Source organism: Shewanella mytili (genome assembly GCF_046765975.1).
Lineage (GTDB): Bacteria > Pseudomonadota > Gammaproteobacteria > Enterobacterales > Shewanellaceae > Shewanella > Shewanella mytili.
This window is the reverse complement of record NZ_JBKOUD010000012.1, coordinates 16,290-40,470: the sequence shown is the minus strand read 5'-3', so window position 1 is coordinate 40,470 and position 24,181 is coordinate 16,290. Positions and strand designations below refer to the sequence as shown.

Genomic DNA, 24,181 nt, shown 5'->3' with positions numbered 1-24,181 from the left:
CGTGCAAACCCCGCGATACATCACCATAGCGGGTTTGGCAATCTTGCATCCATTTACGCCCTTAATGGCCGTTATCTCCCGTCACGGCATGCTGAGCCAGCAGTAGTGATTCCAGCAATTTACAGGCCGGCCCTTGTGTATCCCGTTGGGGAACGACCAACGTAAGCCCAATGCGGCGGCAACGGGAGCCTGTCAGTGTCAGGCGCACCAACTCGCCCCGTTGCAGCTCCTGCTGCACCATGTGGGACGGCACCCAACAAAAGCCGATGCCCTTGCTGAGGATCACCTTGGCTTCGTGAAAATTACTCACCGTCCAACGCTGCTCAGCCTTGAGCCAGCCGCTTTCCTGGGTGACATTGACACCGGTATCTTTAATCACGATTTGCAGGTAACGAGCCAGCAACTGATCATCTAAGGCGTCCGGGATTTGGGCAAGGGCATGGCCGGGATGGCACACCAGGTAAAAGTCGAGATTGCACAGGGGCTGGGCAATATAACCTGTGGGTGGTGTGGCGCAAATTGCCATATCCACCTGGTGATTCTGGATAAGTTCACTGGTGCCGTGCATTACCGTATCCACAATGGTAATTCGCGTTCCGCGGCTATCAGGCAAAAAGGCGACCAGTGCATCGGTGAGGGTTGCCATGGGGTAAACCAACTCCCTGGCAATGGTTAGTGTGGGTTCCCAGCCCTGTTCCAGATTATTGGCCAACTGCTCCAGTTCATGAACGGATTGAGTCACATGGCGGGAGCGGCGCAGCAACACTTCCCCTTGTGGGGTGAGGTAGGCTTTGCGCCCCTTGACTTCCAAAAGCTGTATTCCCAGCTGTGCCTGCAATTTGGCTACGGCATGATTCAGCGATGACTGGCTTTTATTGAGTTTCTCGGCAGCTTGGGCATAGCCGCCAAAGTCAACCACGGCTTGTAGGATACGCCATTGTTCCAGTGTGGATTTGGGTCTGTGCATCATGGTTCACGGTGGCGAATGTTAAGGGCAATCATGCAAATTTCTTTGGCAAGATTCAAACACTATTCTTTGCCGGCGCCGGGTTGATGATTGTTACGGCACTGGGGCTAATGCGGGCTCGGCGTGGATAACGGGCATTGGCTGGCGGCGGGGGCCCTATATCGGCCTTCATGGATGCGGGCAATGATCTGGCGTACTGGCTGCCCGCCCCATATCCGCTGCAATAACCGGGTTATCCCATGGCCATCTTCGTTGATAAGCAGTTGCTCAAAAAGTGTTGTTGGGGAGCATGTCGCTGTGTGCTGGTAAATGGCATCGGCAACAAGGGGTTGCCAAATGTCGCCATAGAGCAGTGGGCCGGGATCAGCAATGCCGCTAAATGAATAGGCATAGTCATCAGTCTGGGGCCATTGGCCGGGGAATAACGCGCTATAAGTGGTGGCTGTTGGCAGGTGATGAGGCTGCTGATAAAGCTGCAATGTCACGCTGGCGTGAAACAGTGCCAGATTTTGCTGATAATCCTCAATCAGTTGCTCCCGACTATGGGGTGCGGGCAATAATGACGGGGTAAATCCGTGGCTTAACCACTGTTGCAGCCAGAGTGTGCCGATATTTCCCGCATCCTGGGGCAGGGGCAGTGCGTTATTCAGGTAGTAACGCCCGCCCGCAGCCAGTTGGCTGAGACTACGGCTAACGGCACGGATGGCACTTTGATAATCCCGCAGGGATGTAAGCTGGGGTTTTAATCCCAACTGGCTCTGGCCAAATTGTTGTCCCACCACGCTGTGCCTGATGAGCCGGGCCTGATTCTGCGTGTCATTGGTGAGCCATATCTCCCCTAACAACCGCTGATGATGCCAAAGGCGCAGTTGTTGCTTATCAATAAATTCATGGCTTATACCCAACGTGGTTAATCGTGTGAGTATTTGTTGTATGAAGCGGTGCTGGCTCATTGGTGGAACAGGCGTTGATTTGCTGGATGTTAAGGCTCTTCCCAGATCCCATGGCGGAAAGGGAAGTTGATGGGTCATTGCTGTTAAAAAATTTGAAAGGTTTTTGGTTGAACCCATTAACTGCTGCTGCAGGCGATACTCTGCATAGTTATCGTAGCCTGCCGCTTGTGCCTGCCGTTGCCGCAGTTGCAGCAAGCTTTTGAGCAGTGGCTGATTGTGGCGCTTGGCCCTGGCTTGGTACTGTTGCCACACCTGTCGGCGGCATTCGGCATCCGGTTGTTGCAGCAAATAGCCCGCGATGCTTTGAGCCAGCGTGCTGTCAGCAGCTGGCGTGGCGCTTGTGTCACCATTGGCAGTTGATGACTTGGCACCTAACACCACCGTGGCGTCGGCGGGCAAGCTGCAGCGCCCCAGGCTCAAATGAAAACGGTTACTTTTAAGGTGCTGTCGAATGCTGGCCTGAGTGGTGCTTAAGCGGGCTTTTTGTGTTTGTGACAACTGATGTTGTCGCAGATATTGATACCGTTGCGCCAATGATTGCGCGCCGGGCACATCCCCATGTTCAATGGTGGTGAGTAAGGGGGGCAACGCCGGGCTGGACAATACCTTGAACATGGCATCGGCCAGGGTGAGCTGGCATTCCAGCAGATCTTCCCTTTCATCCCGCGAGAGGGCAAAACCGCGATAATAGTGGATTTGATCCGCAAGATTCTGCAGGCCGAGAGTTTGCCGCTCAAGTGCCGTGATCGAACTGAAATCCGGTTGAAAATCCGTGCTGTACTGCAAGCACTGCTCCACCAGCAACGGCACTGCCTGAAGTGCCATAAGCGGCATGGGCAGTAATCCGGCAGCGGCGAGCGACAGTGCCACTAGCCAGCGGCGTTTCAACATAGGCAAAATATCCTTTTTGTGAGCAGCCTACAGCCATTCATCCCCGAATGAGGCGGCATGGCACCCAAAACCCGTTAAGGCTTACTTGGTGGCAATTATGGTGGCCCTTTTGGGCGCCGGGTATCCCTCTACCGTCAGTTGCATGTTGTCAGGTTGTAGATAATCCACCAGGGATTCATTGCGCATCCAGGGGGTGGCACGTTGCTCATCAATTGAGGTGACATCCAGATTCACACAGCGGATGTCCCGAAAATCACACCGTTTAAGCCATAGCATCAAGGCCGCTACCGAGGGGATGAACCACACGTTGTTCATTTTCCCGTAGCGATCTTGTGGCACCAATACCGCCTGTTCATCGCCGTCAATCACCAGGGTTTCCAGTACCAGCTCGCCGCCGTCACGCAATTGATCCCGCAGTTGCAGCAAATGCTCTATGGGTGATTTACGGTGGTACAGTACCCCCATGGAAAAAACCGTGTCAAATGCTTCACAGGCCGGCATCTCCTCAATGCCCAAAGGCAACAGGTGCACCGGAAAGTTGCCGCCGGCAATTTTTTTCACCGCTTCGAACTGGCATAAAAACAGGGAGGACGGATCGATGCCTACCACCATTTTGGCCCCAGCGCCATGCATGCGCCACATGTGATAACCGCTGCCACAGCCCACATCCAGCACGGTGCGGTTATCCAGTGGGCTAAGGTGGGGCGCCACCCGTTGCCATTTCCAGTCTGAGCGCCACTCGGTGTCAATATGAATGCCATGAATGTCATAAGGCCCCTTGCGCCAAGGATGCAGCAGCTGCAGCAGGTTTTCCAGTTTTTCCCGGGGGCCGGCTGCCAATTGCTGCCCGGAACCCACATGAACGCCGTGACTGAAATCCAGGATGTCCGGCGCTGGATAATTGAGTTTGGCCAGCACTTTTTCCCATTTGGGCAGGGCACCATGATTATTCTCCCGCTGCCAGTTGCCCAGTTTTGCCGGTAGGCTTTCCAGCAGGGCGCTGAGTTGGGAGTCTGCGATATCTTGATAAAAACGGCTAAAATTTATCACTTTACAGCCACCATTGAGGCAAAGTTAAAACATTGAAACCACACATTGGCATGGGTGAAACCGGCGCGGGCAAAACGCTGGTAATGCTGCTCAAGGGTGTCGGTTTTCATTACGTTTTCCAGCGCACTGCGTTTTTGGCTGATTTCCAGCTCGCTGTAACCGTTGGCCCGTTTGAAATCCAAATGCTGGGCATCCAGTAACTGCTGGATGGTGCCATCGGCAAAGCGCAGTTTTTCAGACAGGATCAGGGCGCCTCCCGGATTTAATCCCTGATAAATGCGGCGCAGCAGGATGTCACGCTCTTCAGGGGGCAGGAATTGCAGGGTGAAATTCAGCACCACCAATGAGGCATTCTCAATCTTGACCTCACGGATGTCGGCGCAGGTCAGCGTGACCGGCACCGTACTGACATACGCCGCCAGATTTTCACGACAGCGCTCTATCATGGCCGCCGAGTTATCCACGGCAATGATGGTGCAGCGGCGATCTTCAATGTGCCGACGAATGCTCAAGGTGGCGGCCCCCAAGGAGCATCCCAGGTCGTACACCTGGGAGTCTGGCGTCACCAGGCGTTTGGCATAGTCACCAATAATCGAGATGATCTGCCCGTAACCGGGGACAGAACGTTTGATCATGTCGCTAAAGACACCGGCTACCCGGTCATCAAAAGCAAAATCCGCAACCTGATCATGAGGGGTTGCATATATCGTGTCTTGAGAACTGTTCATGAATTTGTCTGATAGGGGAAACCGGCGCATTTTACCGAAAGCGGCCATGTGGCAGCAAGTTTGCCGGTGCAATCCCCGGCAAAACTCGCTCCATTTGTGGTCAATGGCAAAAAAGTTGTTGGGCGCTGGATTTTTAAACGGTTAATAAATCGCTCCTGCGGCGGCTATAGCCAAAGCCGTGAAAGTGTTTGATACTTCACCGTCTGAAACAGAAGGGCTTTGGTAAATGATGGTTTTTTTCATATAATGCCGTCCCTATTGTGTAATTCATTCCGGCGCCATCCGGCAGCAACAAAGGATAAAAAGATGCGCAGCCATTATTGTGGGGACGTGAACAAGTCCCACGTTGGACAAGAAGTAACCCTCGCGGGTTGGGTTAATCGCAGCCGAGATCTCGGCGGCGTGATTTTTTTGGATCTCCGCGACCGTGAAGGGGTGATCCAGGTGGTATACGACCCCGACATGCCAGAGGTTTTCAAAGTTGCCAGTAGTCTGCGCGCCGAATTTTGTGTTCAGGTAAAAGGCACCGTGCGCGCCCGCCCTGACAGCCAGGTGAACAGCCACATGCGCACCGGCGAAATTGAAGTGCTGGGCAGTGAGCTTACCATCATCAATGCTGCAGACCCTTTGCCGCTGAGCATGGACAACTACCAGAACAACAGTGAAGAGCAGCGCCTGAAGTACCGTTACCTGGACTTGCGTCGCCCGGAAATGACCCAGCGGCTGATGTTCCGTGCCAAAGTAACCAGCGCGGTGCGCCGTTACATGGACACCCATGGTTTTCTGGATATTGAAACCCCCATCCTGACCAAAGCCACCCCGGAAGGTGCCCGTGACTATCTGGTGCCCAGCCGTACCTATAAAGGGGAGTTTTTTGCATTGCCCCAGTCACCACAGCTGTTCAAGCAGCTGCTGATGATGTCCGGTTTTGATCGCTACTACCAGATTGTGAAATGTTTCCGCGATGAAGACCTGCGGGCGGATCGCCAGCCTGAATTCACCCAGATTGATATCGAAACCTCTTTTTTGAATTCCGCACAGGTGCGCGCCATTACTGAAGACATGGTACGCGGTCTGTTCCAGGAATTGCTGAATGTGGATTTGGGCGCATTCCCGGTCATGACCTGGCAAGAAGCCATGCGCCGTTTTGGCTCTGACAAGCCAGACCTGCGTAACCCGCTGGAATTGCAAGACATTGCGGATCTGGTAAAAGACGTTGACTTTGTGGTGTTCAAAGGCCCTGCCAACGATGCAGAAGGTCGGGTTGTGACCATTCGGGTTCCCGGTGGTGCAGCGCTGTCCCGCAAGCAGATTGATGATTACGGTAAATACATCAGTGTCTTTGGTGCCAAAGGGCTGGCATGGATGAAGGTCAATGATCTGGATGCCGGCATGGATGGCATTCAGTCGCCAATCCTGAAATTCCTGAATGAAGATGTGGTCAAGGCACTGCTGGCCCGCACCAATGCCCAAAGTGGCGATATCCTGCTGTTCGGGGCCGACAACGCTACCGTGGTGGCAGAAGCCATGGGCGCCTTGCGCTTGAAACTGGGGCAGGACTTCAACCTGCTGCAGGGCGACTGGCGTCCACTGTGGGTGGTTGACTTCCCGATGTTTGAAAAAGCCGATGGCCGCTGGCACGCCGTGCATCATCCGTTTACCGCACCCAGCGATGTGAACGCAGAAGAACTGGCCGCCAATCCCGGTGCTGCCGTATCCGATGCCTACGACATGGTGCTCAACGGGGTGGAACTGGGTGGCGGTTCCGTGCGTATCCACAAACAGGACATGCAGGCAGCCGTATTCAACATCCTGGGGATTGAAGAACAGGAAGCCCAGGAAAAATTCGGTTTCTTGCTGGAAGCATTGCGTTATGGCACTCCGCCACATGCAGGTTTGGCCTTTGGTCTTGACCGCATGGTAATGCTGATGACGGGCGCCAGCTCCATTCGTGATGTGATGGCGTTTCCGAAAACCACCACGGCAGCGTGTCCGCTGACCAATGCACCAAGTCCGGCAAATCCGCAACAACTGCAGGATTTGGGGATTAACGTGGTGGAAAAAAAGAGCGATAAAACTGAATAATTATAGTGTTTAACCCGCAGTCAAACCGGGGCTGAAACCGCCTCGGTCTGTTTATATCAGGCGTCAATTTGCCTGATAGCATGAGGAGTGATTTATGGCAGGTCATAGTAAATGGGCCAACATCAAGCACCGCAAGGGTCGTCAGGATGCCAAGCGCGGTAAACTTTTCACCAAATTCATCCGGGAACTGACCGTCAGTGCCCGTGAAGGTGGCCCTGACCCCGATTCCAACCCTCGTTTGCGTGCAGCAATGGATAAAGCATTATCCAATAACATGACCCGCGATACGGTGGATCGTGCTATCAAGCGTGGCGCCGGTGAGCTGGATGGCGAAAATCTGGAAACCGTGGTCTACGAAGGTTACGGCCCAGGCGGCACCGCCGTGATGGTGGAATGCATGACCGATAACCGCAACCGCACGGTGACTGGTGTGCGTAACGCCTTTAACAAATCAGGTGGTAATCTGGGCACCGACGGCTCCGTGGCGTACCTGTTCACCAAGCAAGGGGTTATCTCCTACGCCGAAGGGGTGGATGAAGACGCCATCATGGATGCGGCCCTGGAAGCCGGTGCTGATGACGTGGTGGTCAACGATGACACTTCCATTGATGTATACACCGAACCAAGCGCATTTGGTGCGGTCAAGGATGCTTTGGATGCCGCCGGTTTTGAATCGGTAAACGCTGAAGTGACCATGGTGCCGTCAACCAAGGCGGATATGGATGAAGAAACCGCTGCCAAATTCCTGCGCCTGATTGACATGCTGGAAGATCATGATGACGTGCAAGAGGTTTACCACAATGGTGAGATCTCTGATGAAATCATGGAAAAACTAGGCTAACAAAAGGCGGACTATGGCCATTATTCTGGGTGTGGACCCGGGCTCTCGGATTACCGGTTACGGTGTTATCCAGTGTCAGGGAAGACACCAGTTATATCTGGGAAGTGGCTGTATCCGCACCTCTTCAGAAGATCTTCCTTCCCGCCTGAAGCAAATCTTTGACGGCATTTCTGAAATCATCCGCCAATACCAGCCTGAACAGCTGGCAATTGAGCGGGTGTTCATGGCAAAAAATGCCGATTCCGCCCTGAAACTTGGGCAAGCCCGCGGCGCGGCCATTGTGGCAGCTACCGTGGCAGGCCTGCCGGTGTCGGAATATACCGCAACGCAGATTAAAAGCGCCATTGTGGGCAACGGCCGGGCACAAAAGGCACAGATGCAACACATGATCCAGCACCTGCTGAAACTCTCAGCCAAACCCCAGGCGGATGCGGCAGATGCGCTCAGCGTGGCACTGTGTCATTATCATACCTGTCAGAGCTTGGTAGCGCTGGGCGGCAAAGCCAGCAGCAGAACTTACGGAAGATATAAATGATTGGACGGTTACAGGGTATTTTACTGGAAAAACAGGCACCTGATGTATTGTTGGATGTGCATGGCGTGGGCTATGAACTGCAAATGCCACTGACAAGTTTTTACCAGTTACCAGAGTTGAACCAGCCTGCCACACTCTACACCCACTTTGTGGTGCGAGAAGATGCGCAGCTGTTATACGGATTTATCACCAAGCAGGAGCGTTCCCTGTTTCGTTTACTGATCCGCGCCAACGGCGTGGGGCCAAAACTGGCATTAACCATTCTTTCGGGCATGACCGCCGATGAGTTTGTCAGCTGTGTGGAGCGCGATGATATTGCCACCTTGGTAAAATTGCCGGGCGTGGGCAAAAAAACCGCAGAGCGGCTGCTGGTTGAGATGCGCGACAAACTGAAAAGCCTGATGGCAACCGCCAGCGGCAACGAGCGGGAATTTGTATTGAAATCCAATTATGCGCCGGTGAGCAACAGCGCTGAAGAAGATGCCATTGCGGCATTGCTGACATTGGGTTACAAACCGGCACAGGCCAGCAAGGCCGTATCTTCCGCCTTTGAAGAGGGAATGGACTCAGAAGCCCTGATCAAAGCAGCGCTAAAATCCATGTTATAACCCATGAGGCTCAGTAATGATTGAAGCGGACAGACTGATCCAGCCCCATCCCCATACTCCCCAGGAGGAGTTGATAGACCGGGCCATGCGTCCCAAACTGCTTGAAGAATACACCGGACAAAACGAAGCGCGGGCGCAGTTGCAGGTGTTTATTCAGGCAGCCAAAAACCGCAATGAGGCCCTGGATCACATGCTGATTTACGGCCCCCCCGGATTGGGAAAAACCACGCTGGCCATGATTGTGGCCAACGAGATGGAAGTGAACATCAAATCCACCTCCGGCCCCGTGCTGGAAAAAGCCGGTGACTTGGCGGCGCTGCTGACCAACCTGGAAGCCGGTGATGTATTGTTCATCGATGAAATCCACCGCTTAAGCCCGGTGGTGGAAGAGATTCTCTATCCCGCGATGGAAGATTACCAGCTGGACATCATGATAGGCGAAGGGCCAGCTGCCCGCTCCATCAAACTGGATATTCCGCCCTTTACCCTCATTGGTGCCACCACTCGCGCCGGGGCGCTGACATCGCCACTGCGGGCACGTTTTGGCATCCCATTGCGGCTGGAATTTTATAATGTGGATGATTTGAGCACCATTGTGGCCCGTTCGGCCAGCATGCTGAAATTGCCATTGGACAGCGAAGGCGCCCGGGAAATTGCCTGCCGCTCTCGGGGAACCCCCCGCATTGCCAACCGTTTATTGCGTCGTGTGCGGGATTTTGCCGAAGTGAAACACGATGGCCGCATTACCCGCGTGGTGGCACAGCAGGCACTGGACATGCTGGATGTGGACGGTGAAGGCTTTGATTACATGGACCGCAAACTGCTGCTGGCCATCATTGACAAATTCACCGGTGGCCCGGTGGGGCTGGATAACCTGGCCGCCGCCATTGGTGAAGAGCGCGAAACCATTGAAGACGTGCTGGAACCGTTTTTGATCCAGCAAGGGTTCATTCAGCGCACTCCGAGAGGACGCATTGCCACGGACCGGGCATATCAGCACTTCGAGATGAACAAGCCCGGCTCATGAGTATTGCTGTTTTCACATAAAAAAACCGCTCATATGAGCGGTTTTTTTTACCCTAATCTCATCAGGATGCGTGATGTTCCCGAGGGTGAGGCAGTAACAGGTTCATCAAAATGGCCACAATACCGCACAAGCTGATGCCTGTCAGGCTGAAATCACCCACACCAAAGGCCATGCCACCGATGCCAAACACCAGGGTAACGCCCACAATCGCCAGATTACGGGGATTGGCCATGTCCACCTGTGCCTTGATCATGGAGTTAAGGCCCACTGCTGCAATCGAGCCAAAGAGCAGGCACATAATGCCGCCCATGACCGGTACCGGAATGGTTTGCAGTGTAGCGCCCAGCTTGCCCACAAAGGCCAGGATAATGGCGGTAACGGCAGCCCAGGTCATGGTGACCGGGTTGAAGTTGCGGGTCAGTGTTACCGCGCCGGTGACTTCAGAGTAAGTGGTGTTTGGCGGGCCACCCAATGATACCGCGGCCATGGTTGCCAGACCGTCGCCTGCCAAGGTGCGGTGCAGTCCGGGTTTTTTAAGAAAATCCTTACCTGTCACATTTGAAATCGCCACAATGTCACCGATATGTTCAACCGCCGGTGCAATGGCCACCGGGATCATGAAGGCCACGGCCTGCCAGTGGAATTCCGGTGTGACAAAATTGGGCACCGAGAACCAGGCGGCGTTGGCAACCGCACTGAAATCCACCACGCCGAGGAACAAACTGAGGCTGTAGCCCACCACAATCCCGGCCAGGATTGGCATGAGCTTCAACAAGCCCTTGGCGTAAATGGCCACCAAAATGGTGGTGAACAGCGATGCAATCGAAATGATTAACGCCGCCTGCTGGGGTACCAGCACCGCGCTGCCATCACCGGTTTTCCCCAGCGCCATGTTCACGGCGGTAGGTGCCAGCCCCAAACCGATGATCATGATCACAGGTCCTACAACCACCGGTGGCAACAGGCGGGTGATCACTTCCGGCCCGCGCAGTTTTACCAGCGCTGACAGCACCAGATAAACGCCGCCGGCGGCAATCAATCCGCCCATGGTGGCAGGAATGCCCCAGTGAGCCACGCCATAGGTGATGGGCGCAATAAAGGCAAAAGAGGAAGCCAGAAAAATCGGTACTTGGCGCTTAGTGATAAACTGAAACATCAAGGTACCAATCCCGGCAGTAAAGAGTGCAACACTGGCATCCAGACCCGTGAGCAAAGGCACGAGCACCAGCGCACCGAAGGCCACAAACAGCATTTGCGCGCCTTGCAGTGGAAGGGAGAGGTTTTTCATCGTTATTATCCGTGGAGTTGTAAAACCGCTATATGCTACCAGTAACCGAATTACATGTTTTAAATTTTTTAAGCGACGCCGCTCAAGTTTTTAGCATCTGCTGATGAAAATCTCCATTCAACCGCCTGCAGGATAAGCAGCCAGCTTGAGGGCGTCCATTAGGCGATTCCGTGTGGCGGGATTTATGTTACACTTGCGCTTTCAGCGCCAGCGAAGATTAACAATTTATTTATGCGCAAAATTTTATTGCAACTGATGATGGGATTCGGGTTGTTAACGGCATCTGCCGCCAATGGGGTGGAGGTGGCGCAGCTTGATCAGGCCGTGGTCAATGTGGATTCCCGCACAGATGCACAGCGTGATGCCGCCATCAGGGAAGCGCTAACAAGCGTGTTGCTTAAAAACTCCGGCGCCCGCAGCGTATTGAATAACGCCATGATTGCCGAGTGCTTGTCACAGGCATCCGCCATGGTGTCCCAGTTCGGTTATTTCAGCGAACAAGGACAGCTGAAACTCCGGGCCCAATTCGATCACGATAAAATCGTGCGCTTACTGCGCGCTGCCGGTGAACCGGTTTGGGGACGGCAACGCCCGTTGACCGTATTCTGGCTGGCCGCCGACATAGACAACCAGCCCCAAATCGTGGCCGACAGCGTGACTAGCGATATCCGGCAGTTATTTAGCCACATTTCCGAACAGCGGGGCATGCCGTTGTTATTCCCGCTGATGGATCTGGACGATTTGCAAACCGTAAACGTCAATGACGTCCGTGGCCAGTTTGCCTCGCCGGTGGCGCAGGCTTCTGCCCGCTATCAAGCCGATTATTTTGCGCTGGCCTCCATGCAAAGCTCAGCGGACGGCATTTATTATCAAATAGCGCTTTATAACAGTAGCACCGTACCGGAACAGGCATTCATGCGGCCGCTGCTCTCAGAACAAAATACCGTTGCCAGCCAGCATGACGCCGTGGCCGCCATGATGCTGGCATTGTCCGAATATTTCGTCTCCCGTTATGCCGTGGCCGACTCGGGGGCGTCTCAGCAAACCGTGGTGAATTTTGCCGGTGTCAATCAGCAACAACTGGTGGAAATCGAAGGGTTTCTTAAACAACTCACTGCCGTCAAATCCTTTGCCATTCGCCAATTGCAGGGTAATCGGGTGAGTTACCAGCTGCAGCTCTTCGGATCAGTGGCTGAATTGAAAAACCTGCTGGGACTTGAATCACGCATCAGCTTGCTGCCTCCAGCTGCCACCGGCGCATTAACAGACAATAATGCAGACACTTATGAATGGCATAGCCGTTAACCGAGGGATTTCCCGAACGTTGACGGGCACATGGGATAACTCCGATTGACTCAACACGCTCCACTTCAACTATCGTTGCCGGTACATTTGCCGGACGATGAAACCTTTGAAAGTTATTACCCGGCAGCGGGTAATGATCAACTCATCCAGACACTGAGAGCCTGCGCGGCGGGCCTTGGTCCCAAGGCATTGTTTTTGTGGGGGCCGGAAAAATCCGGACGCACCCATCTCATCCATGCCGCCTGTGCCCATGCCAACGAACGGGGGCGCTCCAGTTTTTATGTACCATTGGGGATCCACGCCAGCATTTCCACCGCCTTATTGGAAGGGCTGGAAATGATGGATTTGGTGTGTATTGACGATGTAGACGCCATTGCCGGCCATCCATTATGGGAAGAAGCCCTGTTTGATTTGTATAACCGGGTAGGGGAACGGCAGGATTGCTCCCTGGTGGTCAGTGGCCGTCATGCCGCCACCGAATGCGGTTTTACCTTGCCTGATTTGGTGTCTCGCATGCAATGGGGGCTCAATTATCAACTGCATCCCATGGCGGATGAAGAAAAACTGGCGGCATTGCAGCGCCGGGCAGCCATGCGTGGATTGCAGTTGCCGGAAGATGTGGGCAAGTTTCTGCTTAACCGTCTTGCCCGGGATTTACGGACGCTGTTTGACGTGCTGGATAAACTGGATAAAGCCTCCATGGTGCATCAACGCAAATTGACCATTCCCTTCATTAAAGAGATGTTGCGTCTGTAGGGAAGCATCCTCCGGCAATGATGAGCATACGGCAAGCGTGGTACTAAGTTTCGCGCCTAACTCAGTTCCCGCTTGATGGATGACAAATAAGCGAAAATCCCTCTCTCCATTGCGTTTCCTGCTATTTTGCTACTGGCATGATGCCGTTTTTTCAGATAAGGCGGATGCGCGCGCATCCGCCATTTGGGGCAATTAGTGCTGGGGGGCGACGTGGCGCTCACCACTTAACCGTAATGGCGGCGTGGCTGAGCTTAACGGCAGAATGCGTTGGGTGGCAGGCTTGGCATTGTCGGTCAGGTTCAAATTGGCCAACCAGCTTTCACCGCTGCGCATGGGCAGCGGAGTAGGCAGCGAGGCTTCCAGCGCGGCGCCGTTTATTTCCGGCATGATGTAATCAATTATCATGGCGGCCCGGGGCTGAATGCTGTCTTTGGCGATTCGCCCCCGTTGTCCCCAACTGACGGTAACCGTGCTGGCGCTGACTTGTGCCGGTTTGTCGGTGATGGCCACATCGCGCTGGATTCCTAAGCGATAACTCATCATGGCTTCTTCAAACAACATGGCGGCATCTTCCCGGGAGGTGCTGTAGTTGTAAAAATCATTGGCACTGTCAGGGCTGAAAAAACCGGCCACATCATCAGGCAAATAAGCCTTTTGGACTGCACTGGCACTGCTCCCGTGAAATCGCACACTGGCCAGTGCTTGCATTTCGGCGGATTGCAATGGCAGTTGGTTGCTGAGCTGATCAGAACCCAAGGCTTTAGCACTGGAGCGGCGAGAGTAGTCATCCAACAACGTGGGGCCGCTAAGGCTGCCATGGATGCTGCGGGGGAAATAGTCGTTGGCATGGGCCAGCTCGTGGTAAAGCAAGGAGGCCAGATCCGGCGCCAGCTCCGTGAGCGTGCGGGATTGGCGCAGCACGGGATTGCGGTAAACCGAGGCGTAATCGTTGTTTTTCACATAACGCCAGGGCACCAGAAACTGCAGGTCTTCACCATAGGCGGAGCGATAGTCCGGCGCTTCATTAATGGTGTCACGCTCTGAGGCGCTGAGCCATAAGTCTTCCGGGTCCAGATAAATGGCACCGGTAACCACCCAGTAAAAAGAGGGACGTACATCGTAGCTGATCACAATGGCGGTAACAGACTGCAGCAGTTTGGCAAAGTCACTGTGGGTGTCCAGCGTATCAAGAAAAGCCTCAAAGTTTTGGCCCATCCAGTCATGGGACACCAGCACCCGATTCATGATGGCCGCTTTGTCGATATGGTTATCAGCGGTTTCCTGGCCAATCAATGGCAGTGCGCTGAGGGTACAACTGCTGCGCAGCTGATTGGAGTACACGCACGGTTGCAGAACATCAGCCCAGGGAGAGTCTTGACGGTAACTGTGGGTTCTGGCCACTGGCGTGTCAAAATAGGCAGAGTTGATGGTCGCCTCATTGGTGATCAACAAGTTCACGTCATCACTTTGGCTCACCCCATCCACCAAGCCCGTGGCCCGCACCACCAACAAGGTGTCTTGTGTGACTTGCGGTGCGCTGAACAGCAATTGCTCATCGCTATCGCTGCTGATGTGAATATCCGGCCCTTGGGCCACGCACCAGCTAACGTTTTGGGCAAGATTGCCATTGGGGCGATCCAGTCGCAAACTGGCATCAGCCCCTTCAACCAGGGCATGATCCAGCCTGAGTGAGAGGCCGCTATCCTGACTCACCGTGATGGCAATATCCGCCTGGTAGTGCTGGTTATTGCCACTGACCGTGACCGAAAAACCATAATCACCGGCGACGGCGGTTTCAAATGGCAATACCGGTTGGTCCGTTACACTCAGGGGTAATGGCGTACCTGAGGTCTGTTGCCAGGAAAAATGGTAACCATGGCTTTGCTGGCTACTCAAACCGGCCACAATGCTGCTTTGTTGCCCGGTAATATATTGGGGCTGCAGATAAAACACCAGCGCCCCCTGGCTGACGGTTTGCAAGGGGGTAACTGCACTGCAGCGAGCCAGGGCGGTGCTGTCAATGACGGGATTATTGTCAGCGCTGTCATCATTCGAGCCGCTGCCACCACAGCCTGCTAACAATAATGCAATCAATACGGGTGTTATCCGTCCCATGACCACCTCCGGCAGTGTCTGTTACGCAAATATTAAATCATTGTGATTGATGGAATATAACACAGCTTTTTTTAAAGCCCCAATGCCGGGAAAACAGGGGGAGGGGAAAACGTAACGCCCATGAAAAAGTCCGGCATTTTCCGGACTTTCAAGATGATAATGTGCAAAATGCACCTTCGCCGCCGTAGCAATGGCGGCATGTGCTATCAGAGCAATGTCAGTACTTTTTCAGGCGGACGCCCGATAACGGCCTCATCATTGACAATGGCAATGGGGCGCTCAATCAATTTTGGCGTGGCCACCATGGCGGCAATCAGTTCATCATCACTCAGGGCCGGGTTATCAAGGCCTTGCGCTTTATACTCGCTTTCTTTGGTGCGCATCAATTCCCTGGGAGTCAGCTGAAGTTGCGATAACAGTTGCTTTAGCGTGGCCGCATCCGGCGGTGTTTTCAGGTATTCAATGATATCTATCTGGCATCCGGCATCTTGCAGCAGGGCCAATGCTTCACGGCTTTTGGAGCAGCGGGGATTATGGAATAACGTTACGTTTGGCATGGCAAACTCTTTTAAATGAACATCAGGCGGACAGCATACCAAAAAATAACGCCACATGTATGAGTGGCGTTAATCATTACCATTGGCATTACAGCTGCAGTTTTTTGATGCGCTCTTCAGCATCCTTGAACTGGCGCAGTTTGGCTTCAATGCGGGCAATCTGCAACGGTTGGTTATCTGATTCGCGATAGGCAAAATTGAGCTGATCGATGGCGCCTTTGTAATTGGCGCGCAGCGCCATGACCTCGGCTCTTTCATAGTGTTCCATCGCCTTGTTGCCGGTTTGCTGATAGGCGGTGATTAACATCTGGAAAGGCAGCAGGTTGTTTTTGTCATCAAAGGTCATCTGCTCCAGTAGGGCAATGGCTTTGCCTGATTGCTTGTTTTCAAGGTAGGCGTTGGCCAAGTTGGTATTAATCACCAGTGATGATGGCCGTAAGCGGCGCTGGGATTCCAGCAATTTTATGGCATCGTCATACTGTTTTGCCTGGGTGAGCAAATCGGTTTTGGTGTCCAGGTAAAACAGGTTGTCAGGGTCTTTTTGCAACAACTCGTCAATGATGCTGGCCGCCGCCTTATAGTTTTGCAGGCGGAATAATGCCAATGCCTTGCCGTACAAACTGGCTTCCTTGAACACATAGTCCTTTTTGTCCAGCTGCTGCTGAAACAGGGCCAGCACCGCATTATCGCCGTAACTGGAAAAACGCACCATCACCCTGGCTTTTGCCAGATGGAAATTCAAATGGGGTTTTACCTGCACTTTGGGATATTGGGCGGCCCGGTCCCGGGCTTCTGATACCCGTGACTCCGGTAGCGGGTGGGTTAGCAGCATTTGCGGCGGTTTGCTGGTATAGCGGTATTTGGCGGCCAGTTTGCCAAAAAATGAGCCTACGGCGGTGGGATCAAATCCTGCGGCCACCAGCGTGCGCATGCCAAAGCGGTCGGCCTCCTGTTCATTTTGCCGGGTGTAGTTGATGCGTGCCTGGGCTGTCAGGGCCTGGGTGCTGGCAAGGGCCGCCATACCGGCCTGGGGCGCTGCAATGGTCAGCAAAATGGCGCCTAACATGCCCGCCAGGGTTACCGGGCCGCTTTTTTGCTGGGCTTCAATGGCGCGGGCCAGATGCCGCTGGGTAACGTGGGCAATTTCGTGAGCCAGTACGGAGGCAATTTCGCTTTCATTGTCGGCATACAGAAACAAACCGGTATGCACCGCCACATGACCGCCGAAAAAGGCAAAGGCGTTAATTTCGTCATCTTGCAGCATGAAAAAGTAAAAGGGCGTGCGAACATCGTTGGCGTGGGCTACCAGGCGGTTACCAAGCTCGGTGATGTATTGCGCCAGCAAGGGATCGTACAGCATGGGGGCCTGCGCCCGGATAATGCGCATGTAGGCATCACCGTAAATGATCTCTTTATCAATACTCAGTGATTGCACGGCAGCGGTGCCCAAATCCGGCAAGTCATCGGCCACTGCAAAACTGTGAACACAGGTACTCAGGCCCATGGCTACCGCACCGGCCAACAGCAGTTGCTTAAAACGGGGAAGCATCAATCTAGTCAAACTCAACCTTCGAAAAAATAGCCGTTATGGCATGACCACTACGGCTTGTGGTTTGCTGTGCAACTTAGGATAATAGGGCAAGTTTATGTTTAGCAAGCATATACGGTGAATTGTTGCTACTGTCAGCCCATCTTTCATGTCATTATCCGGTTGCGCCTGTCTTCTGTGCAATCAGACAATCCCGGTGGAGTGTATGTTCCCGTAACGTGGTATAAATTAATCGCTCACTGGGAAAGTGCTGTCATTTTTAATGATGGCGGTGTGTATGTCCAACCCTTGTTTCAAACAGGAAAATCTGCATGTTCGACTACCTGAACCGCTGGTATCGTGCGCGTTTTAGCGATCCACAGGCGCTAACGCTGTTGTTTATCCTTTTGGGGATCACCTTGATCCTCTATTTCGCCGGCAATCTGTTAATGCCGTTATTGGTGGCCTTGGTGCTGGCGTTCTTGCTGGAGTGGCCGGTGGCACAAATGGCCCGGATTGGCATTAACCGCACCACTGCCGCATCGTTGGTATTGGTGCTGTTTATCGGTTTGATGTTGCTGATTTCATTCGGGTTGATGCCCAGTATCTGGCGTCAGGGGGTGGCGTTGCTTACCGAACTGCCCGCCATGCTGGATAAGGGCATTATCATGTTGCAGGAGCTGTCGCAGCAGCATCCGCAGTTTATCAGTGCCGAGCAGCTTAACACCATGCTGGCCGAGCTGAAAAAACTGCTGGATACCCAACACCTGCTGGGCATTGGCAAGCAGTTGCTGGGTTACTCCGCCTCACTGTTGGTGCTGATGGTCTATGCCATTTTGGTGCCCCTTTTGGTGTTTTTCTTCCTGAAGGATAAAGAGCAGCTAATTGCAGGCAGCAAGCGCTTTTTCCCCAGTAATCGCCAGTTGGCCCGCAAGGTATGGTTTGAAATGGAGCTGCAGATTTTCAATTATATTCGCGGCAAGGTGATTGAAATCTTTATCGTGGGCATTGCCACTTACATCTTTTTTGCATTGATGGGCCTTAATTACGCCGCATTGCTGGGGGTGGCCACCGGGTTGTCCGTGTTGATCCCTTATGTGGGGGCAACGCTGGTCACCTTACCCATTGTGCTGGTCGCTTTTTTTCAGTGGGGATTTACCGCTGAATTTGGTTACCTGATGCTGGGATACGGGGTGATCCAGGGGCTGGATGGCAATTTGCTGGTGCCGTTATTGTTTTCCGGCGCCGTGAATCTGCACCCTGTGGTCATTATTGCCGCTGTGTTGATTTTCGGTGGTTTATGGGGCGTATGGGGCGTATTTTTTGCCATTCCACTGGCATCGTTGGTAAAAGCGGTGATTAATGTATGGCCCAGCAGTGATGACCCCTTGATAGAGTCCTTGGAAAAATAACCCGGTTACCTGCCAATATTATTGATAAAAATGCCAGTCTTTACGGACTGGCATTTTTTATCGGTGGGCGTTTACGGCACAAGGTGGCTGGTTTGTCTATCACTGAGGTTTATCTTGGTCGCGGATTCCTGTTCTATTGCCAGTCTATTTCCGACCCCAAAGTGATAGCAATGACTTAACTTACTTACCGTTTAGGTAATCCAATACAACCTCGTGATGATCTTTGGTTTTGAATTTATTAAACACATGTTCAATATGGCCGCTTTGATCTATCAGGAAACTGATGCGATGGACGCCGTCTTTCACCTTGCCCATGAATTTTTTCTCACCCCAGACACCAAAGGCGTCGGCAACGCTATGGTCTTCATCGCTGAGCAGATCAAAATTCAGTTGATACTTGTCGATAAACCGTTGCAATTTGGCAACGGGATCCGGGCTTATCCCCAGCACTGTCACGCCCAGTGCGGCAAGGGCATCATGACTGTCTCGCAGTCCGCAGGCCTGGGTGGTGCAGCCAGGGGTCATGGCTCTGGGATAAAAATACACCAGCACTTTATGTTGCTGCAGGGTTTGTAGCAGTGAAATGTCATCCCCATGCTGGTTTTGCAGGGTAAACAACGGCGCTTGGTCGCCGGCTTTCAGGGTATTCATGATTCATGTCCTTGATGGGATTAATCCAATTCAGCCACCGGAACGCCTTGCATGCAACGGATGGTGCAGCTGAGCGACAGCTCTGTTGCCAGCGCATGCAGGCTTTTTTCCAGTTGTTCTACATCAACCTTCTCCGGCACATTGATGGTGAACATCAAATGCTGGGTTTGCTGGCCGTCGCTGAGTTCTTCCGCAAAGGAGCGCACCATGGCCAAATCCAGAGAGCGTTCAGCCAGAAATTGGGTGATATTGCGCATGGTACCGCGCTGATCCTGGCCATTGAAGGTCACTTCAAGGCGGGAAATATAAGTCAGTGGCACGTGTTTGGAGGTGCGTTTCATCACCATCAGCAGTTCCAGCTCAACACACAGGCTGGGAAGGGAGGTTTCTAACTTGGTAATGGCGGGCCAAGAGCCGGCCATCATCATGATCATGGTGAATTCATTACCGAATTGCGCCATGCGGCTATCTACAATGTCACAATCGCAGTCTGTTGCCAGACGGGCGAGTTTAGCAACCAGCCCTGGGCGGTCGGTGCCCATGGCGGTAACGACCAGATAATTGGTCATGAATTTTCCTCGTGTTCTTAGGCGTTCCGTTACGCTGTTTCAGCGCTACGGGAGAGATTTTTACGCTTCGGTTAATGCTACCACAACTTATTGTAATTGTTAGCCCCAGCCCCTTGTCATCATTTCCTAGGCTCAGTACCATAGCGAATCCTGAACATTTGGGGAAATCTCATGATTAGCGGAAGCATCGTAGCCTTAATTACCCCCATGAGCCGGGACGGCTCAGTGGATTATGCCAGCCTAGAGCGCCTGGTGGAGTTTCATATTGACAATGGCACTGACGCCATTGTTTCCGTGGGGACAACCGGAGAATCAGCCACACTGCCACTGCAGGAACATGTGGATGTGGTGGCGCACACCATTAAATTTGCTGCCGGCCGCATCCCCGTGATTGCCGGCAATGGCGCCAATGCTACCGCTGAAGCGATAGAACTGACCCACGCCATGTCCAAGCTGGATGTGGTGGCCATGCTGGGGGTGACACCCTATTACAACAAGCCGCCACAACATGGCTTGATTGCCCATTACAAAGCGGTTGCCGCCGCAACCGACGTGCCGCAAATCCTTTACAACGTGCCAGGTCGCACCTCGGTGGACATGAAGCCTGAAACCGTGGCACAGCTAGCCGATGTGCCAAACATCATTGCGTTGAAAGAAGCCACTGGAGATCTTAGCCGCGTGCGCAAACTGCGTGAGCTGTGTGGCCAGGATTTTCTGTTGTTCAGCGGTGATGACGCCACTGCCCGGGAGTTCCTGGAATTGGGCGGTAACGGTGTGATTTCCGTGGCCAACAATATTGTGCCAGCCCAGTTCAAGGCAATGTGCGATGCCGCCCTAAAAGGGGATGATGCCGCGGCCATGGCCGCCGAACAGGACATACAAGCGCTGTATAAAGCCTTGTTCTGCGAAGCCAACCCCATCCCGGTAAAATGGGCTGTTCATCGCATGGGATTGATTAGCCACGGCACAATTCGTTTGCCGTTGACTGAACTTTCTGAAGAGTTTCATGGTCTGTTGCTGCATGCAATGAAAAAAGCCCATATAGAGGTTCAATAACTTGATGTTAAAACTGAAGGAAATTTCTCTGGTTGTTGCTGCATTGATGGTAACGGCTTGTACCACCCCGATAGAAAGACGTCAGGCAGATGGCGGCTTTGATTATGTGAATGCCAAAACGACAGAACCTTTGAAAATCCCTGAAGGTTTGCATGCGCCCCAATATACCAAGGAGTACAACGTCCCGCCGTTGAGTGCCAAAGCCGATAGCAGCTTGGTGGGCGATGTGCTGGACATTCGTCCGCCGTTGCAGATCCTGCCAATGGCAGACGGCACCCATGTGGAAGAGGGCAGCGATAACATCAAGGTGGTGGTGGAAGCCATTGATCAAAATACCGACTTGAAACAAGAGATGTTTTCAGTGGTGAAGGGCTTTCTCAAACACAAGGGTTATGCCATTGCCAAAGAAGATTACACCAACGGCGTAATCGACACTGACTGGATTGAACACGAGGAGCTGCTGGACACCTCATGGTTCGGCGCCGACAGCGTATACAAGGTGCGTCAGCGCTACCAGTTCAAAACCGACATCCGCCCTCATGGCCGCTCCGGTAACCTGATTATCAGCTTGCTGGATCATCAGGAAAGCCATGGGGATGACAACACTCCCGTAGTGTTGAAAAACGAAGACAAGAAACGTTACGCCATCGACATGCTTAACAGCGCCGTTGGCTTCATGGCCAAAGAACGTGCCCAACTGCAACAGCAGATGAAGCGCCAGCAAAGCAAGGGGATTGCCATTGCTTACGTGGCACCCTCCGATGCCAACGATGAAGGCTACTGGTTGTCTGAAGCGCCGCTTAAGCGGACATGGGACAGGTTGAGCATCGTGTTGCCTGAAGTCGGCTTCGAGGTGGTGGACATGGATTCCGCCAAGGGGCTTTATTACATCCGTTTCAACAACGACAGCGGCTTTTGGAATTCCCTGTTCAGCGACAACAACATTGAACTGGATGATCAGGAAAATTACCGCCTGTTGGTCACCGCACACAAAGCGGATAACCAGAAAACGGAAATCCGCATTCGGGACAATGAAGATAAGCCCTTGACCCAAGCGCAGGTGCAAAGCGTTTATCAGGCGGTTGCTGAAGTGATGGCTGAAGACCGGAAAATCCGTTAACTCGCCGCATTGAGGTATCGCTGCTTGTGATAACAAAAGCCTGATGTTACTCGCATCGGGCTTTTTCTTTGGCCAAAGGGCCTTATGGCCAATGAGTGGCAAAGGCGCCGCCTTGTTAAAGTTTCATTAAGGTTCTATTCATTAGAGTGGCATTGCACGTTGCGGATGCGAAAATGCGCATGATGACAAGGCGAGAGCGGTGTTATCCCGCAGGGCAATGCCACCATTTCGCCATGTTGCACGGGCCACAAGCCGCGGGTACGACATCTGCCGGCAGCATTCACAACAAAGGCTGTAAAAACAATTGGCTGATGGCTTTCTTTGTGTAGGGTTTAGTAGTAGTTTATTGCCCTCATCATCCGCGATTAGCTTGTCTTTACGTGACGTTCATATGCTGGCAGCGCCCGACATTTATGATAAATCCGTTTTCCTGTCTTACATGATAAAAAGGTTGTTTCTACATGCCCAGTCGATTCAGAACATTGCTTAGCCTGACTGTGTTGTTAGGAGTGGTATTTTCTCAAATTCCGGTATCACTTGCCGAGCCCAATACGCCACTGACACCAGAAAACAGTGTTGATGCCATACTGGCAGAAACCCCCACACCGGTGGCCAATAGCGTAGAGGCGGCCACCAGCGGTAACACCAAATTCACCAAAAACGGCATATTCGATCAGGATACCGTGATAAAACTGGCCAAAGCGCTAGCAGCCAAACCGTATGTGGCCCCGGAAGAGGCGTTACCCGAAAGCTTGCAAAACCTCACCCAGGAACAGTATCAAGACATCCGTTTTCGCAGCGATAAGGCCATCTGGAAAAACCCGTCCCTGCCTTATCAGCTGCAGCTGTTTCACCGGGGGTTCTATTTCAAACAGATGGTGGAGCTTGCCCTGGTGCGGGGCAATCAAGTCTCCCATTTGGCCTATAACCCGGATTATTTTGAAACCGGTAAATCGCTTACTCAGCCTCTACCCAAAAGGGATATAGGCTATTCGGGCTTCCGCCTGCATTATCCCCTTAACCGCCATGATTATTTTGACGAATTGCTGGTGTTTCAAGGCGCCACCTATTTCCGGGCACTGGGCAAAGGCAACAACTACGGGGTATCGGCCCGGGGACTGGCCCTGAAAACGGCTGATCCCATGGGTGAAGAGTTCCCGTTCTTCAAAGCTTTCTGGATAGAAGAACCCCATAAAGATGCCAATTTGCTGGTGATCCACGCCTTGCTGGACAGCCCCAGCGTCACAGGGGCATATCGCTTTTCGGTGCGCCCGGGGGATAACACTCATATGGACGTGGATGCGGTGCTGTTTCCGCGAGTGGATTTGGATAAAGTGGGGTTGGCTCCCGGTACCAGCATGTACATGCACGCGCTTAATGGCCGGCAGCACATTGATGATGCCCGCCCGGAAGTACATGACTCTGACGGTTTGCTGATGCTCAATGGCCGCAGCGAGCGCTTGTGGCGACCGCTGGCAAACCCGAAAACATTACAGGTAAGCGCCTTTATGGATAATGCCCCTCAAGGATTCGGGCTCATTCAGCGTCAGCGCAATTATTATGCCTATGAAGATTTGCAAACCCCTTACCAGACGCACCCCAGTTTGTGGGTAGAGCCCATCGGTAACTGGGGCCAGGGTTCGGTGATCCTGACGGAAATTCCCACCCAGTCAGAAATACACGACAACATCATGGTGTTCTGGCGCCCACAGGAAACCCTTAAGGCCGGTTCCCATTACCGGTTTGCCTATCGCCTGAGCTGGGGGGAAGAACCCGCCGTCAAGCAGGGCACCATTACCGTATCCCGCACTGCCAGTGGCCGGGCGGACATTACCAAACCCACCGCCAAACGGCTGTTTGTGATTGATTATCAGCTGAATGACGGCAAACGCCCCAAAGCGATGCCAGTGCCCAAAGTGCAAAGCTCCGGTGGCAGCATCAGTAAAGTGTCACTTCAGCAAAACGCGCATAACGGCGGTTACCGGCTGACCTTCCAGTTTGATCCCGAGGATGCAGCAGTGGCGGAGTTGCGCGCTGAACTGCTGTTCGACACCGCTACAGGCAATATGGCGCCGGCTCCCGGCAAAGTGGAAACCTGGTTATACCGTTGGTCACGTTAATGAATCGCGAGGAGGCGCA

At 53.1% G+C, this 24,181-nt stretch carries 21 protein-coding genes; 11 read left to right on the top strand and 10 right to left on the bottom strand.

The features are described from left to right. Positions 1-61: 61 nt before the first annotated feature. The 4 genes from ACIDEJ_RS12050 to cmoA all read right to left on the bottom strand — a co-directional run bounded on the left by ACIDEJ_RS12050 (position 62) and on the right by cmoA (position 4,589). Positions 62-967, bottom strand: a complete 906-nt coding sequence (locus ACIDEJ_RS12050) for a LysR family transcriptional regulator (RefSeq protein ID WP_411988316.1) — start codon at positions 965-967, stop codon at positions 62-64. Positions 968-1,074: 107 nt separating this feature from the next. Continuing rightward, complete coding sequence (locus ACIDEJ_RS12045) at positions 1,075-2,811, bottom strand: M3 family metallopeptidase (protein WP_411988315.1); 1,737 nt, start codon at positions 2,809-2,811, stop codon at positions 1,075-1,077. Between the two features lie 81 nt (positions 2,812-2,892). Continuing rightward, positions 2,893-3,861: a tRNA 5-methoxyuridine(34)/uridine 5-oxyacetic acid(34) synthase CmoB gene (gene cmoB, locus ACIDEJ_RS12040; protein WP_411988314.1), complete on the bottom strand. Its 969-nt coding sequence runs from the start codon at positions 3,859-3,861 to the stop codon at positions 2,893-2,895. Next, complete coding sequence (gene cmoA / locus ACIDEJ_RS12035; protein ID WP_411988313.1) at positions 3,858-4,589, bottom strand: carboxy-S-adenosyl-L-methionine synthase CmoA; 732 nt, start codon at positions 4,587-4,589, stop codon at positions 3,858-3,860. Before cmoA ends, cmoB begins: the two co-directional genes overlap by 4 nt. 306 nt (positions 4,590-4,895) lie before the next feature. Between cmoA and aspS the strand changes: the two genes are divergently transcribed. From aspS to ruvB, 5 genes are all read left to right on the top strand, one after another. Beyond that, complete coding sequence (gene aspS / locus ACIDEJ_RS12030) at positions 4,896-6,674, top strand: aspartate--tRNA ligase (RefSeq protein ID WP_411988312.1); 1,779 nt, start codon at positions 4,896-4,898, stop codon at positions 6,672-6,674. Positions 6,675-6,768: 94 nt separating this feature from the next. Beyond that, the gene (locus ACIDEJ_RS12025; protein WP_411988311.1) at positions 6,769-7,515 is read left to right on the top strand and encodes a YebC/PmpR family DNA-binding transcriptional regulator; all 747 of its coding nucleotides are present in this window, start codon (positions 6,769-6,771) and stop codon (positions 7,513-7,515) included. A gap of 13 nt (positions 7,516-7,528) precedes the next feature. Next, a complete protein-coding gene (gene ruvC / locus ACIDEJ_RS12020) occupies positions 7,529-8,050 on the top strand; it encodes a crossover junction endodeoxyribonuclease RuvC (RefSeq protein WP_411988310.1) in 522 nt (173 codons plus the stop codon). Then, on the top strand, positions 8,047-8,658 hold the full coding sequence (gene ruvA / locus ACIDEJ_RS12015) for a Holliday junction branch migration protein RuvA (protein ID WP_411988309.1): 612 nt from the start codon (positions 8,047-8,049) through the stop codon (positions 8,656-8,658). The genes ruvC and ruvA overlap by 4 nt, the downstream gene beginning before the upstream one ends. Positions 8,659-8,674: 16 nt before the next feature. Next, positions 8,675-9,685 (top strand): Holliday junction branch migration DNA helicase RuvB, encoded by a 1,011-nt coding sequence (ruvB, locus tag ACIDEJ_RS12010; protein WP_411988308.1) that lies wholly within the window; start codon positions 8,675-8,677, stop codon positions 9,683-9,685. A 61-nt stretch (positions 9,686-9,746) separates the two neighbouring features. Here the strand turns inward: ruvB and ACIDEJ_RS12005 are convergent, their stop codons facing one another. Further along, on the bottom strand, positions 9,747-10,973 hold the full coding sequence (locus tag ACIDEJ_RS12005; RefSeq protein WP_411988307.1) for a uracil-xanthine permease family protein: 1,227 nt from the start codon (positions 10,971-10,973) through the stop codon (positions 9,747-9,749). Positions 10,974-11,204: 231 nt separating this feature from the next. On the opposite strand from ACIDEJ_RS12005, the gene ACIDEJ_RS12000 reads away from it, so the two are divergent. Both ACIDEJ_RS12000 and hda read left to right on the top strand, forming a co-directional pair. Beyond that, positions 11,205-12,278 (top strand): DUF2066 domain-containing protein, encoded by a 1,074-nt coding sequence (locus ACIDEJ_RS12000; RefSeq protein WP_411988306.1) that lies wholly within the window; start codon positions 11,205-11,207, stop codon positions 12,276-12,278. 45 nt (positions 12,279-12,323) lie between these two features. Further along, positions 12,324-13,034 carry a DnaA inactivator Hda gene (gene hda / locus ACIDEJ_RS11995; RefSeq protein ID WP_411988305.1) on the top strand — a complete coding sequence of 237 codons (711 nt, stop codon included), beginning with the start codon at positions 12,324-12,326 and terminating at the stop codon, positions 13,032-13,034. 192 nt (positions 13,035-13,226) lie between these two features. Here the strand turns inward: hda and ACIDEJ_RS11990 are convergent, their stop codons facing one another. The 3 genes from ACIDEJ_RS11990 to bepA all read right to left on the bottom strand — a co-directional run bounded on the left by ACIDEJ_RS11990 (position 13,227) and on the right by bepA (position 17,255). Beyond that, the gene (locus ACIDEJ_RS11990) at positions 13,227-15,149 is read right to left on the bottom strand and encodes a PKD domain-containing protein (RefSeq protein WP_411988304.1); all 1,923 of its coding nucleotides are present in this window, start codon (positions 15,147-15,149) and stop codon (positions 13,227-13,229) included. A gap of 206 nt (positions 15,150-15,355) precedes the next feature. Beyond that, the gene (arsC, locus tag ACIDEJ_RS11985) at positions 15,356-15,706 is read right to left on the bottom strand and encodes an arsenate reductase (glutaredoxin) (protein WP_411988303.1); all 351 of its coding nucleotides are present in this window, start codon (positions 15,704-15,706) and stop codon (positions 15,356-15,358) included. 88 nt (positions 15,707-15,794) lie between these two features. Further along, positions 15,795-17,255, bottom strand: a complete 1,461-nt coding sequence (gene bepA / locus ACIDEJ_RS11980; protein ID WP_411988368.1) for a beta-barrel assembly-enhancing protease — start codon at positions 17,253-17,255, stop codon at positions 15,795-15,797. A 311-nt stretch (positions 17,256-17,566) separates the two neighbouring features. Here bepA and ACIDEJ_RS11975 point away from each other — a divergent pair, with 311 nt between their 5' ends. Continuing rightward, entirely contained in the window at positions 17,567-18,646 is a 1,080-nt protein-coding gene (locus ACIDEJ_RS11975; RefSeq protein WP_411988302.1) for an AI-2E family transporter, read from the top strand. Between the two features lie 180 nt (positions 18,647-18,826). Here the strand turns inward: ACIDEJ_RS11975 and bcp are convergent, their stop codons facing one another. Next, positions 18,827-19,297 (bottom strand): thioredoxin-dependent thiol peroxidase, encoded by a 471-nt coding sequence (gene bcp / locus ACIDEJ_RS11970; RefSeq protein ID WP_411988301.1) that lies wholly within the window; start codon positions 19,295-19,297, stop codon positions 18,827-18,829. Positions 19,298-19,317: 20 nt separating this feature from the next. Next, on the bottom strand, positions 19,318-19,866 hold the full coding sequence (locus tag ACIDEJ_RS11965; protein ID WP_411988300.1) for a glycine cleavage system transcriptional repressor: 549 nt from the start codon (positions 19,864-19,866) through the stop codon (positions 19,318-19,320). A 171-nt stretch (positions 19,867-20,037) separates the two neighbouring features. On the opposite strand from ACIDEJ_RS11965, the gene dapA reads away from it, so the two are divergent. The 3 genes from dapA (at position 20,038) to ACIDEJ_RS11950 (ending at position 24,162) form a co-directional block, all read left to right on the top strand. Further along, a complete protein-coding gene (gene dapA, locus ACIDEJ_RS11960; protein WP_411988299.1) occupies positions 20,038-20,922 on the top strand; it encodes a 4-hydroxy-tetrahydrodipicolinate synthase in 885 nt (294 codons plus the stop codon). 4 nt (positions 20,923-20,926) lie between these two features. Then, complete coding sequence (gene bamC / locus ACIDEJ_RS11955) at positions 20,927-22,042, top strand: outer membrane protein assembly factor BamC (protein WP_411988298.1); 1,116 nt, start codon at positions 20,927-20,929, stop codon at positions 22,040-22,042. Between the two features lie 461 nt (positions 22,043-22,503). Further along, positions 22,504-24,162: a glucan biosynthesis protein G gene (locus tag ACIDEJ_RS11950; RefSeq protein WP_411988297.1), complete on the top strand. Its 1,659-nt coding sequence runs from the start codon at positions 22,504-22,506 to the stop codon at positions 24,160-24,162. Positions 24,163-24,181: the final 19 nt, after the last annotated feature.